Annotated in this window: 18 protein-coding genes; all 18 read left to right on the forward strand. The window is 38.3% G+C overall.

Going from position 1 to position 22,635, the window contains the following annotated elements; genetic code table 11:
- The first annotated feature begins 96 nt into the window (after positions 1-96).
- From HHK02_RS08890 to HHK02_RS08975, 18 genes are read left to right on the forward strand one after another with little or no spacing between them, the layout of a single operon-like run.
- Positions 97-1,674 (forward strand): peptide chain release factor 3, encoded by a 1,578-nt coding sequence (locus HHK02_RS08890; RefSeq protein WP_181462314.1) that lies wholly within the window; start codon positions 97-99, stop codon positions 1,672-1,674.
- The gene (locus tag HHK02_RS08895; RefSeq protein WP_181462315.1) at positions 1,675-3,363 is read left to right on the forward strand and encodes an Lreu_0056 family protein; all 1,689 of its coding nucleotides are present in this window, start codon (positions 1,675-1,677) and stop codon (positions 3,361-3,363) included.
- Entirely contained in the window at positions 3,364-7,782 is a 4,419-nt protein-coding gene (locus HHK02_RS08900; protein WP_181462316.1) for a glycosyl hydrolase 53 family protein, read from the forward strand. It begins immediately after the preceding gene.
- Positions 7,783-9,291 carry a C39 family peptidase gene (locus HHK02_RS08905; RefSeq protein ID WP_181462317.1) on the forward strand — a complete coding sequence of 503 codons (1,509 nt, stop codon included), beginning with the start codon at positions 7,783-7,785 and terminating at the stop codon, positions 9,289-9,291.
- Positions 9,292-11,388: a KxYKxGKxW signal peptide domain-containing protein gene (locus HHK02_RS08910; protein WP_181462318.1), complete on the forward strand. Its 2,097-nt coding sequence runs from the start codon at positions 9,292-9,294 to the stop codon at positions 11,386-11,388.
- Positions 11,389-11,772 carry a GntR family transcriptional regulator gene (locus HHK02_RS08915; RefSeq protein ID WP_003664355.1) on the forward strand — a complete coding sequence of 128 codons (384 nt, stop codon included), beginning with the start codon at positions 11,389-11,391 and terminating at the stop codon, positions 11,770-11,772.
- On the forward strand, positions 11,773-12,636 hold the full coding sequence (locus HHK02_RS08920) for an ATP-binding cassette domain-containing protein (protein WP_181462319.1): 864 nt from the start codon (positions 11,773-11,775) through the stop codon (positions 12,634-12,636).
- Positions 12,637-13,323, forward strand: a complete 687-nt coding sequence (locus HHK02_RS08925) for a hypothetical protein (RefSeq protein ID WP_085650048.1) — start codon at positions 12,637-12,639, stop codon at positions 13,321-13,323.
- A complete protein-coding gene (locus tag HHK02_RS08930; RefSeq protein ID WP_181462320.1) occupies positions 13,324-14,049 on the forward strand; it encodes a MucBP domain-containing protein in 726 nt (241 codons plus the stop codon).
- Entirely contained in the window at positions 14,050-14,658 is a 609-nt protein-coding gene (locus tag HHK02_RS08935; protein WP_085680012.1) for an ECF transporter S component, read from the forward strand.
- Positions 14,659-16,863, forward strand: a complete 2,205-nt coding sequence (locus HHK02_RS08940; RefSeq protein WP_085680009.1) for an ATP-dependent Clp protease ATP-binding subunit — start codon at positions 14,659-14,661, stop codon at positions 16,861-16,863.
- Positions 16,864-17,049: a hypothetical protein gene (locus HHK02_RS08945; protein ID WP_003672165.1), complete on the forward strand. Its 186-nt coding sequence runs from the start codon at positions 16,864-16,866 to the stop codon at positions 17,047-17,049. It begins immediately after the preceding gene.
- Entirely contained in the window at positions 17,050-17,316 is a 267-nt protein-coding gene (locus HHK02_RS08950) for a phosphocarrier protein HPr (protein WP_003664342.1), read from the forward strand.
- Positions 17,317-19,047 (forward strand): phosphoenolpyruvate--protein phosphotransferase, encoded by a 1,731-nt coding sequence (gene ptsP / locus HHK02_RS08955; RefSeq protein WP_102816632.1) that lies wholly within the window; start codon positions 17,317-17,319, stop codon positions 19,045-19,047.
- Positions 19,048-20,265 carry a glycosyltransferase family 4 protein gene (locus HHK02_RS08960; RefSeq protein WP_181462321.1) on the forward strand — a complete coding sequence of 406 codons (1,218 nt, stop codon included), beginning with the start codon at positions 19,048-19,050 and terminating at the stop codon, positions 20,263-20,265. It abuts the gene before it with no gap.
- Positions 20,266-21,294, forward strand: a complete 1,029-nt coding sequence (locus tag HHK02_RS08965; RefSeq protein WP_078009339.1) for a glycosyltransferase family 4 protein — start codon at positions 20,266-20,268, stop codon at positions 21,292-21,294.
- On the forward strand, positions 21,295-22,308 hold the full coding sequence (locus HHK02_RS08970; protein ID WP_181462322.1) for a lysylphosphatidylglycerol synthase transmembrane domain-containing protein: 1,014 nt from the start codon (positions 21,295-21,297) through the stop codon (positions 22,306-22,308).
- The gene (locus HHK02_RS08975) at positions 22,309-22,557 is read left to right on the forward strand and encodes a YkuJ family protein (RefSeq protein WP_065533174.1); all 249 of its coding nucleotides are present in this window, start codon (positions 22,309-22,311) and stop codon (positions 22,555-22,557) included.
- Positions 22,558-22,635 lie beyond the last annotated feature (78 nt).

Genomic DNA, 22,635 nt, shown 5'->3' on the forward strand with positions numbered 1-22,635 from the left:
ACACGGCCACAAGTAGACCAATGGGACAACTTTTTAAGGCACTAACCCACTAAAACTGTATATTTAAAGGCTACCTATGAAAACTTGACAGATACGATGTCACCAAAAGAACTTGCTGAAGCAGTTAATAAACGGCGTACGTTTGCCATTATTTCTCACCCGGATGCCGGGAAAACAACGATTACTGAACAACTCTTGCTTTTTGGGGGAGTGGTTCGTGAAGCCGGGACCGTTAAAGCACGGAAGACCGGTAACTTTGCAAAGTCAGACTGGATGGAGATTGAAAAGAAGCGGGGGATCTCTGTTACCTCATCTGTTATGCAGTTTGATTTCCAAGGTAAGCGGATCAATATTTTGGATACTCCAGGGCACGAAGATTTCTCTGAAGATACTTATCGGACATTAATGGCGGTGGACTCTGCTGTGATGGTTATTGATAGTGCGAAAGGGATTGAGCCGCAGACTAAGAAGTTGTTCCAGATTTGTAAGATGCGGGGAATTCCGATCTTTACCTTTATGAACAAATTTGACCGGGATGCCCGCGAACCATTAGACCTTTTAAATGAAGTTGAAGACGTATTAGGAATTGAAACTTACCCAATCAACTGGCCAATCGGTTCTGGTCACCAGTTCAAGGGAATCTATGACCGCTTTAACCAACGTGTTGCCTTGACTCACCCAGCTGATGAAAATAATCCTTACTTACCATTAGATGAAGACGGTAATGTTAAAGGAGATAACCCATTAGCTGGTAATGGTGAATGGCAAGATGCAATGGATGGTATGGAACTAGTCGAAGTTGCTGGTAATGAATTAGACCGAGAAAAGATTGCCAAGGGGGACCAAACACCAGTCTTCTTTGGATCTGCTTTAACTAATTTTGGAGTTCAGACTTTCTTGGAAACCTACTTACAGTTTGCCCCTGCACCAAGTGATCACAAAACTGAGGACGAGGATGTTGTTAAGCCCCTTGATCCCGAATTTTCTGGTTTTGTCTTTAAGATCCAGGCTAACATGAATCCTCGCCATCGTGATCGAATTGCCTTTGTCCGGATTTGTTCCGGTGAATTTGATCGGGGGATGGATGTAACATTATCACGGACTAAGAAACCAATGCGGTTATCAAATGTGACTGAATTTATGGCCGATACCCGTGAAAATGTTGAGACAGCTGTTGCCGGTGATATTATTGGTTTATACGATACCGGAAACTTCCAAATTGGTGATTCTATTTACAATGGTAAAAAAGATATTCAATTTGAAAAGTTACCACAATTTACACCAGAACTGTTTGTCCGTGTTTATGCTAAGAATGTGATGAAACAAAAGTCCTTCCACAAGGGAATCAATCAATTAGTTCAAGAAGGGGCTGTCCAGCTTTACCGGAGTTATTCTACTGGCGATTATATTCTCGGTGCTGTTGGTCAACTGCAATTTGAGGTATTCAAGTTCCGGATGCAAAATGAATATAATTCCGAGGTTGTCATGGAACCAATGGGAACTAAGACTGCCCGGTGGATTGATCCAGACCAATTAGATGAAAAGATGTCATCATCACGAAACATCTTAGTCAAGGATATCCATGATCAGCCACTATTCTTGTTTGAAAACCAATTTGCTGAAAATTGGTTTAAGCAAAAGTATCCTGATGTGAAGTTAACGGCAAAGTTGTAAATGAAAAAACATTTTAAAATGTATAAAAACGGTAAAAGATGGTGTGTAGTTGCTATTGCTACAATTTCGCTAGGGCTAGGTATTAGTCTAGGGTCGATAGCGCATGCAGATATGATGCCTAATAATGAGACACCTGCTACAGATACTTTAACTACTGGAACTCCCACTAATACTAATCCTCTACAAGGTAATAATAGTACTGGCACTGATACTCAAAGTGATAATCAGACGCCGGTTAAGCCTGAAACAACTGAAAATAAAGATGTAGCACAACAAACTATTCCTGAAACAGGAGCTCCTAATACTTTTTCAACAATAAATAATAATACGTATTACTATAATTCAGAAGGACAGCTAGTTAAAAATGATTTCTATAGTAATTGGGGTCAAACTTATTATTTTCAACCTAGTGGTGCTCGGCTAGATAATGGTTTTTATAACAATTGGGGTAATACTTACTACTTTGGTAATGATGGTGCACGTTGGAATAATCGTTATATGGTTCGATGGGGAAATGCCTATTACTTCGGTAACGATGGTGCCTTAATAAAGAATAAAAGCTTAAATGTTAATGGGAAAGATTACTGGGTAAATAATCAGGGGATAATTCCTTTACGTAATCAATTTTTAACTGCAAATGATAATCAACTTTATTATTTTGATGCAAATAATTCATTAATTACAAATAAGTTCTATCATAATTGGGGCAATACTTATTATTTTGGTGCAGATGGTGCCCGCTACACTAACCAATTTTTAACCAAAGACGGTAAAGTCTATTACTTTGATAACGATGGGGTAATGTATCGAAATCGTTATTACAAGAACTGGGGCAATACTTATTACTTTGGTGCAGATGGTGCCCGCTACACTAACCAATTTTTAACCAAAGACGGTAAAGTCTATTACTTCGATAACGATGGGGTAATGTATCAAAATCGTTACTACAAGAACTGGGGCAATACCTATTACTTTGGCGCAGACGGTGCCCGGTATACAAACCAATTTTTGACTAAAGATGGCAAGGTCTATTACTTTGATAACGATGGAGTAATGTATCAAAATCGTTACTACAAGAACTGGGGCAATACCTATTACTTTGGTGCAGATGGTGCCCGTTACACCAACCAATTCTTAGATAAAGATGATTCTAATACTCATATTCATTATTTTGATAGTGAAGGTCGGATGTTAGTCAATCAATGGCTTATGTATGAAGGAAGTACAATTTATTTTGATGAAAATGGATATCCCGTAACTGGTAAACAAGATATTAATGGACAAAATTATCTTTTTAATGAAGATGGAGCATTAATTCCAAATGGTATTAATAGAGTAAATTATACTCAATATCTTGGAACATTAGTCGGTCTATATCAGAATGCTGATTGGTTCAAGGATTGTTTGAGTAACCATACGATGTATTATGGAAAAGTTACATCGGGCGTAAATGATGGCTACAGTTTCATTACTGCTAAGGGTGATCCAACAAGTTGGTTCTACTTTAAGGAAATTCAAGACGGGCAAGTGCTTATTAAATATGTAGATCCAACTACTGCTACTGATATTGCTCATTCGAAATTTGTTGAGAAAGCTATTCCATTAAAGGAACTTACCGCTATTTACAATAATGAACAAAACGAAACTTTGATCAATGATTATGCTAATAAGTTAGTTGCTTATAAATAAATGGAAATAAAAAAGCATTTTAAATTATATAAAGATGGTAAAAAATGGTGTTGTGCAGCAATCGCAACTACTGTTTTAGGGATAGGACTTGCTATTGGTTCGCCTAGTGTTTTAGCTGATGCAGATACTATTACATCTACTTCTGATGCTAATAATTCTTTAGTAAAAAACGATAATACTAGTGCTACTAATTCTAATTCGGAGTCAACTTTTACCGATACAAACAAGAATAGTACTAATGAAAAAGCGGTAACTGAGAATAAAAATATAGATTCAAGTCAACAGATTAATCAAGGACAAACTAAATCTAATAATAGTGAAGAACAAACAACTCCAGTTAACGTTAAAGCTGAAAATACAGATATTAAAGATAGTATTCCAGAGAAATCAACGCCGAATTCTTTTAAAGAGATTAATGGTAGTACCTATTATTATGGGGAAAATGGTGACTTGTATCGTAATCAATTTTATAACAATTGGGGTCGTACGTATTACTTCCAAAATGATGGTAGTCGTTTAGATAATGGATTCTATAATAATTGGGGTCGTACGTATTATTTCGGTTCCGATGGTGCTCGTTGGGATAATCGTTTCTACAATAATTGGGGTCGTACTTACTACTTCCAAAATGATGGTAGTCGTTTAGATAATAGCTTCTATAATAATTGGGGTCGTACGTATTACTTTGGTTCCGATGGTGCTCGTTGGGATAACCGTTACATGGTAAAATGGGGTCGTGCTTACTACTTCGGTAGTGATGGAGCGCTTCTCCAAAACCAGCTTAAAAGTATAAATGGGATTAACTATTGGATTAATAATGAAGGAGTTATTCCATTAAAGAATCAATTCTTAACAGCAAATGAGAACCAATTATTCTACTTTGATGGAAATGGATCATTAGTTGTTAATAAGTTTTATCATAACTGGAGTCACACTTACTACTTTGGAGCTGATGGCGCTCGTTACACTGATCAATTCTTAAATAGAGATGGCAAGGTATACTACTTTGATAATCAAGGAATTATGTACCAAGACCAATATTACAAGAATTGGGGCCACACTTATTACTTTGGAGCTGATGGCGCTCGTTATACTGATCAATTCTTAAATAAGAATGGCAAGGTATACTACTTTGATAATCAAGGAATTATGTATCAAGATCAATATTACAAGAATTGGGGCCACACTTATTACTTTGGAGCCGATGGTGCTCGTTATACTGATCAATTCTTAAATAAGAATGGCAAGGTATACTACTTTGATAATCAAGGAATTATGTACCAAGACCAATATTACAAGAATTGGGGCCACACTTATTACTTTGGAGCCGATGGTGCTCGTTATACTGATCAATTTTTAACAAAAGATGGTCATCAATATTACTTTGATAATGATGGTATTATGGTTACTAATCAGGTAAGAGTCATTAATGGTAAAGGATACGAATTTAATGGTAACGGTGAAGCCACTGAAACTTCTGATATGGGTCAAACTAGAGATACAGTAGCTAAGGAAGTTGCTCAAGCTTTGACTAACCAAGGTATTAAAGGTGTTAAATATGATTGGCGAAACACCAATAACGATTATCAAGAATTAGCGCTTCATGATATTGCACAAGAAGTAGCTCAAGGTGATACTAATCCTGATAAAAATGTAATTGAAAAGAAATTACAAGCTAATAATTTACTGAGTGGTAAGGTTTTAGTAGTATATTCTACTGATTTTACAAATGATGATCCTCAAAAGATTACTAATACCTTTATGAATAGTTATGACTTTACAAATGCAGACAACTCGGTGCTTGGTATTGGGGCAGACCTAAATAAAAATAAGTTAGTAATTATTTTATTTAAACCAGGAGAAAAAGTTGAACAACCACAAGCTACTTCCACGATTAGTGCTTCTATTTCAGATATCTTTAAGAAGGCCGGCGTAAATGTTGACGTAGATAATGGCTTAACTAAAGGAAGTGTAGTTAATAGTGCAGATCTCGGAAATGCTTTGACTAATGGAACTGCTGAACTTCTAAAAGGAGATAAAGGTACAATTATTAGTCAGGAGGTTCTTAAAGCAATTTTTGCTGCTTTTGCAGGTAATACTTCTGCAGTAGAAGGCACTAAGAATTACTATAATGGTAATGATGCTTATCATTATGAATTCTGGCTAGAAGGTCAATCAGCTGATGACAAATTAAATAACTTCCTTGCACTTAACAAGGGTGCTAAATACGGAGATCAGCTAAAGGTAAATTACACTGCAACACTTGTATTCGGTCAAGAGACTGGTACTAACTCTAATGAGAGTAAGGTCCCTGCAAGTGAAAGAACAGATGAACAGTTAGACTTAGCTTATAAGACCGGGACTGACACAGGACTTCGTTATGATAGTGTAAAGGTTGAAAAGATCCCTGGAATGACTGATGATATGGTTCGTGGGGTTGATGTTTCGAGTTACCAAGCGCTGATAAATGCTGGTGTAAAATTTTATGACTTTAATGGGCAAGAATCGAACTTATTTAAAATTTTAAAGGATTCAGGTGTCAATTGGGTACGATTGCGAGTCTGGAATGATCCTTATAATGCACAGGGGCAGCCATATGCTGGTGGAGACAATAATGAAGAAAATCTCATAAAAATGGCTAAAGAAGCATCTGATAATGGTCTTAAATTATTGATAGATTTTCAATACTCTGATTTTTGGACTGATCCAGCACAGCAAATTTTGCCAAAAGCTTGGAGAAATTTATCTCATGGTGAAATGAGTCAAGAGGTTTACCTTTACACCTCTAAAATTTTAAATGATTTGCAAAAAGCTGGTGCATCTGTAAAGATGGTTCAAATTGGTAATGAAATTACCAATGGAGCATTTGGCCTTTACACTGGACGTAATGGTGGAGGTAACTGGGCTTCATTATGGGAAACCAGTGATGGTGATCAAGTTGCTAAATATATTCAAGCTGGTTCCTCCGCTGTAAGGAGAATTGATCCAACTATTAAAGTTGCTATTCAATTAGAAACTCCGGAAATTAATAAATATCGTGGGATTATGAATGTCTTAAAGAAAAATAATGTAGATTATGATTATCTTGGAACTTCGTACTACCCATTCTGGAGTACCACACAAGGCAATGGGTGGTATGATAATGTTGATCTTGGATACGGAGCTAATACACCAGTAAATCTTGAAGCTATTGAAAAAATGGCTTGGAATGAATTTGGTAAAAGAACGGTGATTTTGGAATCTGGATGGCTAAATAATACTAACGATGCAGATGGCACCCATAACTCCGTTGGTGAAAATAATGAAACTACTAATATAGATCGATATAGTGCTGATCCTCAAGGTCAGGTAGACGAAATTGAGGATATGTATAATGCGATTATTGCACAAAAAGGTCTCGGTGCTTTTTATTGGGAACCAGCATGGATCCCAGTAAAGGCTGGGTGGAATAATTGGCAATATAATAAATTAATGTCTAACATTTATGGTTCGGGATGGGCTTCACAGTATGCCAAAGGATATGCGCCAGATTCAGTATTGTATTATGATGGCAAGGAAGCATGGGGAGGTTCATCTTGGGATAATATTTCATTATTTGATGATCATGGACATCCACTGCAATCATTGAACGTTTATAATGGAATGTTAAATGGATATGAAAGCCCCAAAAATGTTAAGTCATCTCTTTCAACCCAATTAGTAAAAATTTGGAATGAGACTGACGTTATTCCTAATGATGGATTAACTGAAGGAACAAAGTTATCGACAGACCTTTTCGGAACTACTCAATTAAGTGGAAATGATGGTCAATCGATTGGTAATGCTGAATTAACTAAGCTAGCTGGACGGCTTAAAGATGGAATATCTTCAAAAGTATACACAGCAGCAAATGGTGCACGGTATCACTATATTTACTGGCTTGAAGGCGGAAATAATAAGGTAAATACGTTTGTTTCTGCAAATAAAGATGCCAAGTATGGACAACCATTAATTGCAAATTATTCGGCAACTGTAGTCGTTGATTCTGAACCAGGTACTCAAGTAGCAACTTCTCCATTACAAATTAAAATATCTCAGGTTTGGAATACTGTTAACAATGAGGAAATTAAAATCGATAATCCTCTAAAGCAGGGAGATTTAATAACTGATAAAAGTGATAATGCGTTTTCTGGTATCTTGAATTCAAAAGATATCAAAGAAGCTTTAACTGGAGAAAAAGGTAAAGATGTTAGCGAAAGTACTGTTAATGATGTAAAGAGTCTTTTACCTAAAGAAGTAAAAGGAAATAAAACATATACAACCGCAGATGGAAATCAATATTATTATGATTTCTGGCTTGCTTCCGTAGAAACTAATAATGCAAAATATGGAGAACCTATTATTGTAAACTATACCGCATCCTTAAAATGGCTTGGGTAATTGGAAATAAGAAAACATTTTAAGCTATACAAAAGTGGAAAGAAATGGTGTTATGCTGCAATTGCTCTAGGTCTATTAATGGTAACGCCTACTTTCGCAAAAGCTGATAGTACAACAGAAAATCAAAATTTAAATAATGTTGAAATAACGCAGAATATATCTTCAGATAGTAATCAAACTCTTACGGATCAAAATACTAGTGACGAAGGAAAAATTCAAGTTCCAGTAATACCACAATCTCAAAGTAATAATGTAGATGAGATATCTGAGACTGGAAAACCAAATACATTCAATACTATCAACAATAAAACATATTATTATGACAATAACGGGATCCTTTCTAAGAATCAATGGTATACAAATTGGGGTCATAGTTATTACTTTGGAGCGGATGGTGCCCGTTATACTAATCAATTAGCTCAAATTAATAATGATGTGTATTCATTTGACGCACAAGGAATAATGCAAACAGATTACTTTCAACAAAGAAATGGTAAGACATATTATTTTGGTGCTGATGGAAAAGAATATAAAAATCAGTTTTATAACAACTGGGGCCGAACCTATTACTTTCAAGCAGATGGAAGTCGCTTAGATAATGGTTTCTATAATAATTGGGGTCGTACTTATTATTTCGGTAGTGATGGCGCTCGTTGGGATAACCGCTTTTACAACAACTGGGGTCGTACTTATTATTTCGGTAGTGATGGTGCTCGCTGGGATAATCGCTTTTACAACAACTGGGGTCGAACCTATTACTTTCAAGCAGATGGAAGTCGCTTAGATAATGGTTTTTATAATAATTGGGGTCGCACTTATTATTTCGGTAGTGATGGCGCTCGTTGGGATAACCGCTTTTACAACAACTGGGGTCATACCTATTACTTTGGTGATGACGGTGCCCTACAAAAGCAGGATTTTATTCTTGGACATCAGAACTATTACGTTGATCCAAATAGTGGAATAATTAATGGTACTTTATTAAATGCGCCTTACATTAATCAATATCAAGTTGGTGATATGGCGTGTGAAGCGACAGCCTTGTTAGAAGCGCTTCATAATAAGGGATATGCCAACAACTACAACATTCAATCATTTATTAAAACGATGCCAATTTCACCAAATGGTAATCCTAATGAAGGATTCGGTGGCGGATATCAACGAGTAACCTATGGAATCTTTCAATCAATTTATCCCGAACCTTTAGCAAAATGGGGTTCACGGTTCGGTAATGTTCAGAATATTTCAGGGTCTTCTCCTACCGACTTACAAAGTCAATTACTTAATGGTAACCCGGTTGTTGTCTATGTCACGATGCATTGGGCTGCCCCTCAATATGGTAATTATTTCTGGGGAGTAGGTGTTAATAATAGTCATGTGATGACTCTTGATGGTTATCGTCCAGGTTATTATCACGTTGAAGATCCTGCTGGAGGATCATACTGGGTTTCAGCAAGTAATTTTGAAAATTCATATAATATTAAACGTTTTGCAGTTGTAGTTAAATAATTGGAATTAAAGAAACATTTTAAGTTATATAAAAGTGGTAAACTTTGGTGTACTGTAGCAGTTGTTCTTGCGGGGACGATTTTAGGCGTAGGATCTGTTCAAGCAGATTCTACGTTAGATAATAGTAATGTTGAAGTTCAACAATCAGTTACTAATACTAGTAATGAAAATGTCATCGACAATACTGAAAGTACTAGTAATAGCACAGTTGGTAATGATAATAAGGGAGCAGTTCCTGTTACTCCAGCTGCACAAAGTACCGATACTTCAGAACAAAACATTACTGAAACTGGGCAATCAAATAGCTTTAAAACAGTCGATAATAAAGTTTATTATTATGGCAATGATGGTAAAGAATATAAGAACCAATTCTATAATAACTGGGGCCACACCTACTACTTTGGAGCTGATGGTGCGCGTTATACCAACCAATTCTATACCAATTGGGGTCGGACTTATTATTTTGGAGCTGACGGTGCGCGTTGGGATGATAAGTTTATGAATGCATGGGGTAATGTATACTACTTCGGGCAAGACGGTGCACGTTGGGATAATCAATGGATGAATCGTTGGGGCAATAGTTACTACTTTTTTGGCGATGGAGTACGGGCAACTTCACAAGTTGCCACTATTGGCGATGCAACATATCTTTTTGATGATCAAGGACGGATGCAACGCGATTATTTCTTGAACCAAAACGGGAAGCTTTACTACTTTGGAAAAGATGGTAAGCAGTATAAGAACCAATTCTATAATAACTGGGGCCACACCTACTACTTTGGAGCTGATGGTGCGCGTTATACCAACCAATTCTATACCAATTGGGGCCGGACTTATTATTTTGGAGCTGACGGTGCGCGTTGGGATGATAAGTTTATGAATGCATGGGGTAATGTATACTACTTCGGGCAAGACGGTGCACGTTGGGATAATCAATGGATGAATCGTTGGGGCAATAGTTACTACTTTTTTGGCGATGGAGTACGGGCAACTTCACAAGTTGCCACTATTGGCGATGCAACATATCTTTTTGATGATCAAGGACGGATGCAACGCGATTATTTCTTGAACCAAAACGGGAAGCTTTACTACTTTGGAAAAGATGGTAAGCAGTATAAGAACCAATTCTATAATAACTGGGGCCACACCTACTACTTTGGAGCCGATGGTGTGCGTTATACCAACCAATTCTATACTAATTGGGGTCGGACCTATTATTTCGGTAGTGACGGTGCACGTTGGGATAATCAGTGGATGACCAATGGTAAAGGCCAAAAATTTTACTTTACCAATGATGGCTCACGAGCAGAATCTAAGTTTTTAGGTATCGATGGAAATACCTATGTCTTTGATGCAAATGGAGTAGCTACTAGCTGGGGAAAAGTTTATTATGATGATCCTGCAACTAAGAAAGTAGCTACTGGTTGGCGAACTATTAATGGTAATCGCTACTATTTCTCAGACGGTTATGACGTTCAACGTGACCCAGATGACTTATGGGTTTACAATGATCAGCTTTATGGTCAAATGTATACTGGTATTCAATGGGTTGACGGCCATTGTTATGATTTTGGTACTGATGGGATTGCTCGTGCACTTCCGCAAAATGACGGTTGGAGTTGGCCATTTCCACGGTCTGGTGAAGGTTGGCACTATCAGGGACAGAAATTTGGTTATACCAGCAATATTCGTAAGAATGGCTTCCATGATGGCCTAGACTTTGGGACTCAAGATCATCCAGGTTCAGAAGTTCATGCAGTTCATGGTGGGCGAGTATTAGATGTAAATACGGTAAAAGATGATGATGGTAAAGTTCTATGGTGGTTTACAACTGTTTGGGACGGAAAATACTTATATGTTTACCAGGAAGCATTTAGTAACCGTGATAAGATCACTGTTAAACCAAACGATATCGTTTATGCCGGTCAAGTAATTGGTTATCGTGACCTTGATCATCTTCACTTAGGAATTAATACTAGTCCAAACTATGGCATCGATTTAAAGAATTCCTTTGTTCCAAGTTGGAATGATCCTAGTCAAGCAACAGGCCATGGTGAATGGTTGGATCCACAAACAGTTATCAGAAATCATGGATAGATGAATTTCGACTTTAATGATTCGACGCCGCTCTATCAGCAAATTGCTGACCAGCTTGAAGAGATGATTTTCTCTGGGGGCTTTGATGAAGGTTCGCAGGTACCGTCAACGACCCAGCTTTCTCAGCAATTGCATATCAATCCTGCGACAGTTCTTAAGGGGATGAATATTTTGGTTAATAAAGACCTCTTAGAAAAGCGACGTGGACTAGGGATGTTTGTAAAAAAAGGTGCACAACAAAAAATTATGGAACAACGTAAAGAAAGTTTTTATAACGACTATGTAAAGAGTTTGCTAGTTGAAGCAGGTAAGCTCGGGATTACCAAGCAGCATTTATTAGACTTAATCGAACGAGGTGAGAATGATGGATCAATTAATAGTTAAATGGATCAATTAATAGTTAAAAATATTGTCAAAAAGTACCGACGCCAAACAGTATTGGATAATATTTCATTTACCCTAGAACCCGCTAAAATTTATGGTCTCCTTGGCCGGAATGGGGCTGGGAAGACGACTCTTCTTAATATTATGAGCAACCGGATTTTTCCAACGAGCGGGGAAGTAAAAATTGGTAATGAAGACGTTAATAACAATGATGACCTCCTCAGCAAGATCTTTTTGATGAGTGAAGTTAATCTTTATCCGCGTCACATGAAGATAAGTCAAACCTTTGACTTGGCCGATGCCGCTTATAATAATTTTGACTATGATCTAGCAAACCGTCTCCTAAAGGTTTTTGGCTTGAATGACCGGATGAAAATTACTAACTTATCGACTGGGCAACGGACAGCCTCCAAGCTGATCGTTGCTTTAGCAGTCAATGCCGATTACGTTTTATTAGATGAACCGATTTTAGGTTTAGATGCTAATCACCGTGATAGCTTCTATAAAGAATTAGTTAAGACTTATCAAGAGCGGCCGCGAACCTTCGTCTTATCAACTCACTTAATTGAAGAAATTCAACAATTAGTCGAACATGTTCTAATCATGGATCAACACCACATCATTATTAATGAAGATACAGAAAGTTTATTAGCCGAGGCTTATGCAATTAGTGGTCCGGAAAAAATGGTTGATGAGTATACTGCAGGCTTAAAAATTCTTAAAACGGAGATGATGGGTAATATTAAGACTGCCTACTTACTTGATCGCTTAGATGAACAGCGTGTGATTCCTGATCAAGTTAAGATTGGTCATTATGATTTGCAGCATTTATTCATTTACTTAACGAATGGGGGAGAATACTAAATGGAAAATCAAAAGAGAAACCTTGTTATTTCAACCATGTTTCAACAAGCAGGTCACGCTACAGGAATTGCCTTAGGTTGGGGGCTGGGAATTGCATTAATAACCTACCTGCTTGGATTAATTATTTCACACAACCTTGAATCTTTTTTGGTTAGCCTCCAAGCCCTTCCAAGCATTGCTTCATCAATCTTAAGCGTGCTTTTAATGGCGATTTTCCTTGTAACTCCTTATACTGACTTTAAATGGGCAATTCAAAACGGTATTTCTCGTAAAACACTATGGCAAGGGCGGATTTTATCTCTTTTCCTGATGACATTAGTAGTTTGGTTTATCGCACAACTGGTGGGCTTAATGAATACACCGTTTGATCTTGTTTCTGCTTGGCATAGTCTTTTATGGTACTTCGGTTTTTCTTTAACGATGATGGCAATTGGTAATGGTTTTGCCTTATTAAATCGTCGGTGGAAATGGATTGTAGGAATTGGGCTTCCAATGGCGTGCCTAGTTTTATTGATGATGTTAGCTTATTCACTGGTTGGCTTAATTCCTGCACTTTCTGCTAGTGGTGTCTTTAAATCAATCATAATCTCAAACGTTACTGGTTGGGTAATCTTAGTTATTTACTTAATCATTGTTTATGCTTTAGCGCGATTCTTTAATAATAAAATTCAATTACGGCGGGATTAAATGATTGACAAGTTTAAAACAGGAAATCCTATCTGGGTTTACTATAATGATATCGATTCAGGAGCAAACCTTACCGTCCCGCAATTATTACGCGGATTCATCGGTCAAGAATACCAAATTGAACAAAAACAATTTCCTAATTACCGATACGTAAAAACTGAAGGTGAAACTAAAGGAACATTTGATATGCAGCAACGAATTGTGCACCTTTTTTATCGGAAACAAAATTGGGGAGAGGTTCAATCGATTGAAATGTATCTCCACCTCGATGCCCCTACACAGGTATTTGACACAGCTGGTGGAATGCCAGTCGGTGCCCCCCTTCCTGCTGATATTACAGTTAAGTCTTTTCACCGGGTTGCAACTAAGAATGGTCAGTTTTGGTACGAAATTGGCGCTGACCAATGGATTAAGTATGATCAAATGCACGTTGTTGACAATCCATTCAATCAAGATATCCGGAAAGAAAAATCAAAACTCATTAATAATTTAACGGTAATTCCCTTGAAGAATGTGCATGCCAAAGTTGATTATCTCCATAATAAGTCAATCAATGTTTACGATGCGCCTTATGGAAATAAAGTGGCAGAGATTCCAAACGGCGAAACAATTACCCTAATTGGAAAATTAAACGATAATGATGAGATTACCTGGTACCAAGTGGGCCGCAAGAAATATATTACTAGCAACTACATTCAAATTGAATATCCGGAAGATGATGAATAAATGGCAAAAACACGGCACCAACAAATTAGGCACAATACGACATTAGCAATCTTTATCGCAATTATTCTCTTACAAGATTTTGTTCCATTTTTTGGCAACATTCCGCTAGGGCCGCTTAGTATTACAACCCTTCATGTAACAGTCATTATTGCGGCAATCGTGTTGGGGCCCGTTGATGGCGCGATTATTGGTGGTATTTGGGGGCTTTTGACTTGGGTGCGAGCATTTGTTGCACCAAGTAGTCCGCTTGCTCCCTTAGTTTTTGTTAACCCGCTTGTTTCCGTTGTCCCGCGCATTATGATTGGGATTTTAGCTGGCTATACTTTTATCCTTATGTGTCGTTTGTTCAAAGTAAAATATATTGCCGCAATAAGTGCTGCGATAGTAGGAGCCCTTACTAATACTGGCTTAGTATTAGGCTTTATTTATCTATTTTATCGTACTCCAGCAGTTGCGCAAACTTATGGGGTAAATGTTAATCATTTATTAATTGCTTTAGAAACAGTCATGGCGACTAATGGACTTGCAGAATTGATATTGGCGATTATTATTGTTCCAATGGTTGCTCTTCCAGTATTGGAGGTCCGCCGTCGTTTGGAAGTAAATTGAATGCAATGTCAATACTGTCATCAAAATCCAGCCACGATTCATCTTCAAATGAATTTTAATGGGCAACGGATTCAAATAGACCTCTGCCAAAATTGTTATCAAAAATTACAAAATCTACAAACAGATATGATGAATGGAGGTAACGGAATGAATAATTTCGGTTTTGGAAGCCTCGAAGACTTCATGAACGCAATGAACAATATGCAAAGTCAAGCTGCCGGTGCTAATGGTCAAAACATGAACGGCCAATCCCAACGACAAGGTGGCGGACGAAATGGAAAAGGAATCCTTGGTCAATATGGGATCAACCTTACTGATCTCGCTCGCCAAGGTAAAATTGACCCAGTCATCGGGCGCGACAACGAAATTAAACGAGTAATTGAAATTTTAAACCGTCGGACCAAGAATAACCCAGTCTTGATTGGTGAAGCTGGGGTTGGTAAGACCGCGGTTGTTGAAGGCTTAGCTCAAGCAATCGTTAGTGGCCAAGTTCCTGAAAAGCTTGCTAACAAGGAAATTATCCGGCTCGATGTTGTTTCCTTAGTTCAAGGAACAGGAATTCGGGGCCAATTTGAAAAACGAATGCAACAATTAATGGAAGAAGTTCGTAAGAATAAAAACATCATCCTCTTTATTGACGAAATCCACGAAATCATGGGTGCGGGAAATGCTGAAGGCGGAATGGACGCTGGAAATGTTCTTAAGCCCGCCCTTGCCCGTGGTGACTTCCAATTAGTTGGTGCCACTACTCTTAATGAATATCGAAAGATCGAAAAGGATGCAGCTCTTGCACGACGGTTCCAACCAGTTGAAGTTGATGAACCATCCGTTGAAGAAACAATCCGCATCTTAAACGGAATCAAAAATCGTTATCAAGATTACCACCATGTTAAATACACAGATGACGCAATTGTAGCAGCTGCTAAACTTTCTGACCGCTACATTCAAGATCGTTACTTACCTGACAAAGCTATCGACTTACTTGATGAAGCGGGATCAAAGAAGAACTTAACGCTTAAAAATGTGGATCCAAACGCAATCGAAAATGAAATCCACACAGCTGAAGCACACAAGCAACAAGCAGCTGATAACCAAGACTATGAAAAAGCAGCTTTCTACCGCGATCAAGTCGCTAAACTTGAAAAGGCAAAGAAAGAAGCTGAAGAAAACCATACTGAAGATTCTGCAACTGTTACCGTTAAGGATATGCAGAGAATCGTTGAAGAACGGACAAATATTCCAGTTGGTGACCTGCAAAAGCAAGAAGAAAATCAACTTCGCGACCTTGATAAGAAGCTTGATGAACATGTTATTGGTCAAACCCAAGCAGTGGATAAGGTTGCCCGTGCCATTCGTCGTAACCGGATTGGTTTGAACAAGTCTGGGCGCCCAATCGGTAGTTTCCTCTTTGTTGGTCCTACTGGTGTTGGTAAGACCGAAACAGCTAAGCAACTTGCCCTTCAATTATTTGGTTCTAAAGATGCAATGATCCGGTTCGATATGTCCGAATATATGGATAAAACTTCTACTTCCAAACTTATCGGGGCTGCCCCTGGTTATGTTGGTTACGAAGAAGCCGGACAGCTTACTGAACAAGTACGGCGGCACCCATACAGCTTGATTCTTCTTGATGAAGTTGAAAAAGCTCATCCAGATGTAATGCACATGTTCTTACAGATTCTCGATGATGGCCGGTTAACTGATTCGCAAGGACGAACAGTTAGTTTCAAGGACACGATTATTATCATGACGTCGAATGCCGGAACCGGTGATGCTGAGGCTAGTGTTGGTTTTGGTGCTGAATCTAATGGCAGCACCCACTCCATCATTGACAAGTTGACAAACTACTTCAAGCCAGAATTCTTAAACCGGTTTGATGACATTGTTCAATTCAATGCCCTCTCTAAAGATGACTTGATGAAGATCGTTAACTTAATGATTGATGATGTTAATAACATGCTTGCTGATAAGAACTTGCACATCGAAGTCACTAACAATGTTGAAGAAAAATTAGTTGACATGGGCTTTGATCCAAAGATGGGTGCTCGTCCTCTTCGCCGGGTAATCCAAGAACAAATCGAAGACCGGATTGCTGATTACGTTCTTGATCACAGTGACGCTCATAAATTAGTTGCTAAACTTGATGATAATGGGGACATTGTTGTCGAAGAAACTGAAGAAGTACCAACAATTGCTAAAAAATAAATGGCAGAAGAAAATTTTGAGCAATTGTTGGATGACTTGCGAAATAAAAAGATTGATCATTTTGTAATTACCCCTGAGAATTTTCAGCAATTTCAACCAATTTTTCACTCGTATGCGTATCGTTCGCAAATTAAAGGCGAAGCGCAGCGAGGCGGTAAAGTTATTTATCAATTAAGAGAGCGATAAATGGAAAAACGTGAATTTACAATTACTTCTGAAACTGGTATTCATGCTCGTCCAGCTACTATTTTGGTACAAGCTGCTTCAAAGTTTTCATCTGACATTACTCTTTCATACGAAGGTAAGAGTGTAAACTTGAAGTCAATCATGGGTGTAATGTCCCTTGGTGTTGGTCAAAACGCCAAGGTTACTATTACTGCTAATGGTGACGACGAAAAAGAAGCTTTGGACACCGTTGCTGAAACTATGAAGAAGGAAGGATTGACTGACTAAATGTCTATACTACTAACCGGACTTGCCGCTAGTAGTGGTATTACGATTGCTCCGGCACACCTGTTAGTAGAGTCAGATCTATCTATAAAAAAACAGCATACAGCTGATGAGAATCATGAGGTCGCCCGGCTTCATGATTCTTTTGCGTTAAGCAAGACCGAACTTCAGCATTTATCTAAGCGTGCCCATGAGCTGTTAGGTCAACGGGCAGTGACGATTATTGATACCCAAATTGCGATTTTAGACGATCCGACTTTACAAAAGAAGATTATTGACCGTATTAATAGCCATCATGATACCGCTGAGTGGGCTGTTAAACGCGTTGAAGATTATTATTTAAGTATTTTTGAGCGCAAGAACGATAATGAATATTTATATGCGCGGGCAACCGCCTTGCGTGATGTGACCAAACGAGTCTTGAGTCACCTATTGAATGTTCCTTTACCAGACCCAGGACTTTTAGACCACCGCGCGATCTTTGTTGCTAATAATATTACGCCTACTGATACCGCTCAATTTGATAAACGATATGTTGCAGGAATTGTTACAACTAACGGGGGGCGGACTTCTCATTTTACGATTATGAGTAAGACTCTTTCGTTACCAGCTGTCGTTGGTGTCAAGGATGCTACTGCGATCATTCATGATGGCGACTTACTGATTGTTGATGGGATTCATGGCAAGGTGATTGTCAATCCAACGAAGGAAGAGGTTGAGCATTACCGTTTGTTAGCCGGTAAATTTATCCAGGAGCAGCAAAAGTGGGGAGCGTTAAAAGATAAGCAAACTGTGAGTGCTGATGGGCGCCGATTTGAAGTGGGAGCTAATGTCGGAACATTTGCTGACGTTATTGATGCTCAAGAGGATGGTGCCGAGGGAATTGGTCTTTTGAGAACAGAATTCCTCTATATGAGTAAGGATGAATTGCCAACAGAAGAGCAACAATTTAATGCTTACAAAAGATTTGTTTCAGCGATGAACGGACAACGGGTAGTCGCGCGAACGCTTGATATTGGCGGCGATAAAAAGCTGGGGATGGTTGCTCTTCCTCATGAGGACAATCCTTACCTAGGTTTTCGTGCCATTAGGATTGGATTGGCACGCCCAGAAATATTACGTCCTCAATTGCGCGCCCTTCTTCGTGCATCCGTTTATGGACGGTTAGCCATTATGTTTCCGATGATTGCAACAATTGAAGAGTTCCAAGCGGCACGAGCAATTCTTGACGATGAAAAAGAAAAGCTTGAGCAAGCAGGTATTCAAGTTGCTAAAAATATTGAAGTTGGCATGATGCTAGAGATTCCAGCAGTTGCAGTTATGGCTGAACATTTTGCAAAATATGTTGATTTTTTCAGCATTGGCAGTAATGACCTTATTCAGTACCTATTTGCTGTTGATCGCGGAAATCAGCAAGTAGCATACCTATATCAAGAACTTCACCCAGCAGTTTTACGGATGGTGCGGCAAGTGATTGAGGCTGCGCATGCTGAAGGCAAGTGGGTCGGAATGTGTGGAGAGATGGCTAATAATCCTTATGCGGTTCCTCTATTAATGGCGATGGGGCTTGATGAATTTTCAATGAGCAGTAGTCAGATTTTACGTGTTCGCTCTTTAATTAACCAGTTGAATACGCGCAAATTACAACCATTAGTTCATCGAGCGATTCATGCTGAAACTGCCGCGGCGGTCCAAGAATTAGTGGAAAAGTATGTTCCACAGGTAAAACTTTGATTGAATATTGGTATTTTTACAGATACATATTTCCCTCAGGTGAGTGGCGTGGCGACTTCGATTAAGACGCTTCGTGATGAATTGATTGCTCAGGGACATCATGTATATATTTTTACGACAACTGATCCTAAGGCTAAACATGATGATGTTGAAAATGGGATATACCGCTTTGCAAGCATTCCCTTTGTTTCGTTTTCTGATCGTCGAATTGCGGTGCGTGGCGTATTTCGAGCCATCAAGCTTGCTAAAAAGTTCCAATTAGATATAGTTCATAATCAAACTGAATTTGCGCTTGGAGTTATGGGGAAGACGGTTGCCAAGCATTTGCATATCCCTTGTCTCCATACTTACCATACGATGTATCAGGATTATCTCCACTATATTGCGAATGGCCATATTCTTAAGCCGAATGATGTTGCCCGGCTTGCTCATCTTTATTTAAAAAATATTTCTGGGATTATTGCTCCAAGTGACCGTGTTTTGGATACTTTAACCAGTTATCATGTTGAATCACCAATTCGTGTTATTCCGACTGGGATTAATTTACGGGTATATAGTAAACGAGATTCAGTAGAAGAAATAGCTAATTTAAGGGCAAAGTTAGGCTACAGTGAAGAGACCCCAGTTTTACTTTCGCTTAGTCGTTTAGCATATGAAAAGAATATCCACTCACTGATAGAAGCAATGCCAGATATTCTTGCTCACAAGCCTGATGCACAGCTGCTGATTGTTGGGGATGGTCCCGCAAGACATACTCTGGAGCGTCAAGTTCGTGAAATGCAGCTTAATGACAATGTTAGTTTCGCTGGTGAGATATCAAATGATGAAGTTTACCATTATTACCAAATGGCAGATGTTTTTGTTTCAGCCTCCGATTCTGAATCACAAGGACTGACTTATGATGAAGCCCTTGCCTCGGATTTGCCAATTGTGGTTATGCGTAGTGAATATACTGACCAATTGATTGATGACCCAGCGATTGGCATTAGTTTTCAAAAACGGGCTGACTTGGTTAATGGTGTCCTATTTTACCTTAACCAACCAAAAAACTCAGAATCAAGGGTGAGACGACAACAAAAGCTGCATGAGATCTCAGCAGAGGTCTTTGTTGAAAAGGTTGTTCAGTTCTACCAGGATTGTCAAAAAGATATGGCTGTCCATGATGAACTTAATCAAGCTGAAAAATCACATCGTCTTTTTCACCGCCCAAGGAGCTAAATGATTAAAATAACAATGTTTTCATCTGCAGATAAGGTTGCGGGACAAGGAGTAGGAAGTGCCTATCTTGAATTAATTAACTTGTTGCGCAACCAGTGCAGTGACAAATTTGAAATTGAAATCAACCGTTATGGGAAGAGTCAGATCAGTCATTATCATACAATCGACCCTCTTTTTTACCTGTCAACTTTTTCAAAAAAGCGGGGTCGAAAGATTGGCTATGTGCATTTTCTTCCCGAGACGTTAGAAGGAAGTCTTACAATCCCGCAACCGTTTCGCGGGCTTTTTTATCATTACATTATTGCCTTTTATAAACGAATGGATCAGTTAGTAGTTGTGAATCCCTCTTTTATCAAGCAGTTAGTAGCATATGGGATTCCTGAAAAAAAGATTACCTATATTCCTAACTTTGTTGATAATGATCGTTTCCATCCATATTCGGCTGTTAAGCGAACTGCTCTCCGAAAAAAATATGGGATTGCTGCCGATAAGTTTGTGGTATTAGGAAGCGGCCAGGTTCAAGAACGAAAAGGAGTTCCAGACTTTATTCGTCTTGCTCGCCAAAATCCGGACGTTGAGTTTTTTTGGGCTGGCGGATTTTCTTTTGGCCGTTTAACAGATGGTTATAGTGAATTAAAAAAGGTGGTAGATAATCCACCAGCTAATTTACATTTTACGGGAATCGTTTCACGGGATAAGATTGCTGAACTGAATAATCTTGCCGACCTATTTCTTTTACCTTCATATAATGAACTATTTCCAATGTCTGTCTTGGAAGCTTTTAGCTGTGGGACACCAGTAATGTTACGCGATCTTGACCTTTATCATTCTATTATTGAAGGAGATTATGAGCCTGCTAAAGATGTCAATGAGATGCAAATGAAGTTGACATTATTACGCAATGATCCTGCACGACTGGCACATTGGCAAACTCAGGCCCAGCGAGCTGCTAAGGAATACTCAAAAGAACACTTAGCAGATGTTTGGACTAAGTTTTATCAGGAGCAAGCACGAAAGGGGGATGCTTAGGTGAGCAGGCGAAATTGGTTAGTATTAAGCATAATGCTAATTATTGGAGTTGGAATTCTCGGCTACTCATTACGTAACTCAAACATCCACCTATTGTTACAGGATGTTTCTGCCATTAATTGGGGATGGATGCTCGTTGCACTTGGCTGTATTTGTTTATATTTAGGTTTGGAGGCGGTTGTCGTAAAGATTTTTATGAATGATCGTCACTATGGTTTTACCTGGAAGGATGCATTACGATTACCATTAATCGAACAACTATTTAATGGAATTACTCCATTCTCAACAGGAGGACAACCAGCGCAATTAGTTGCAATGATTCAATCAGGTGTTGATGGGGGATTAGCAAGTTCAGTTCTTTTAATGAAGTTTGTTGTATTTCAGGCAATGATTGTTGTTAACTTCTTAATCAGCTTGTTAATTGGCTTTCATTTTATTGCGGAGAAACTCCATGCTCTTTCATTATTAGTAATATTTGGCTTTTTGATTCATTTAGCGGTAATTGTCGGATTACTGATGGTGATGTACTGGTATAGTTTTACTAAGAGACTAATGAACCTCGTTATCAAACCAGCTGCCATTTTTATGAAGGCTAACCGATATGAGCACATGAAAGTTGTCTTAAATGAAAAAGTGGATACTTTTTACCAAGAGAGTCTCCGAATGAAGCAAGATTATAAGAAGCTGCTTAAGGTTTGCGTAGTAACTATTTTTCAATTATTCTTTTACTATGCAATCCCATACTTTATTATGCTTGCGCTTGGAATTGACCACATTAATTTTGTGATGGTGCTCAGCTTGCACGTGTTAATTTTTATGATTATTTCGCTTTTTCCAATTCCAGGAGGGGCGGGGGGAGCCGAGTATAGTTTTTCCGTTCTCTTTGCAAGTTTTATTCACTCAAATACAAAATTGATTTTAGCAATGATCTTATGGCGACTACTCACATATTACTTCGGAATGTTCGCCGGAATTGTAGCTGTATTTATAAAACCTGATAAAGTAAAAAGATAGGTGAAAGAATCAGAATTATTAGTGATTATTAAACGTTTGATTGCGATGCAAAACGATGATTCAAGAGATCGACAGAAACGAACATTTGAAAAATTTGGTATTCCATTATGTGATGTAACTTATATCCATAGTAGGGAAGAATTTATCTTCGTTCGATATCGCCCTTATGAACGTTTTCGCTTTGATGATATTGACCTAGTTGCTATTGAAGTTTTTAACTGTTTATATGACCTTGAGAATACTTTTTAAAAAACCCATGTATAGTAATTATCGTTGTCAAAACAGTTAAGCGCTGTTGAGATGGTTTGACAAAAAAGTTAAAAATAA

The sequence above is a fragment of the Limosilactobacillus reuteri genome, from assembly GCF_013694365.1.
GTDB classification, from domain to species: Bacteria; Bacillota; Bacilli; order Lactobacillales; family Lactobacillaceae; genus Limosilactobacillus; species Limosilactobacillus reuteri_E.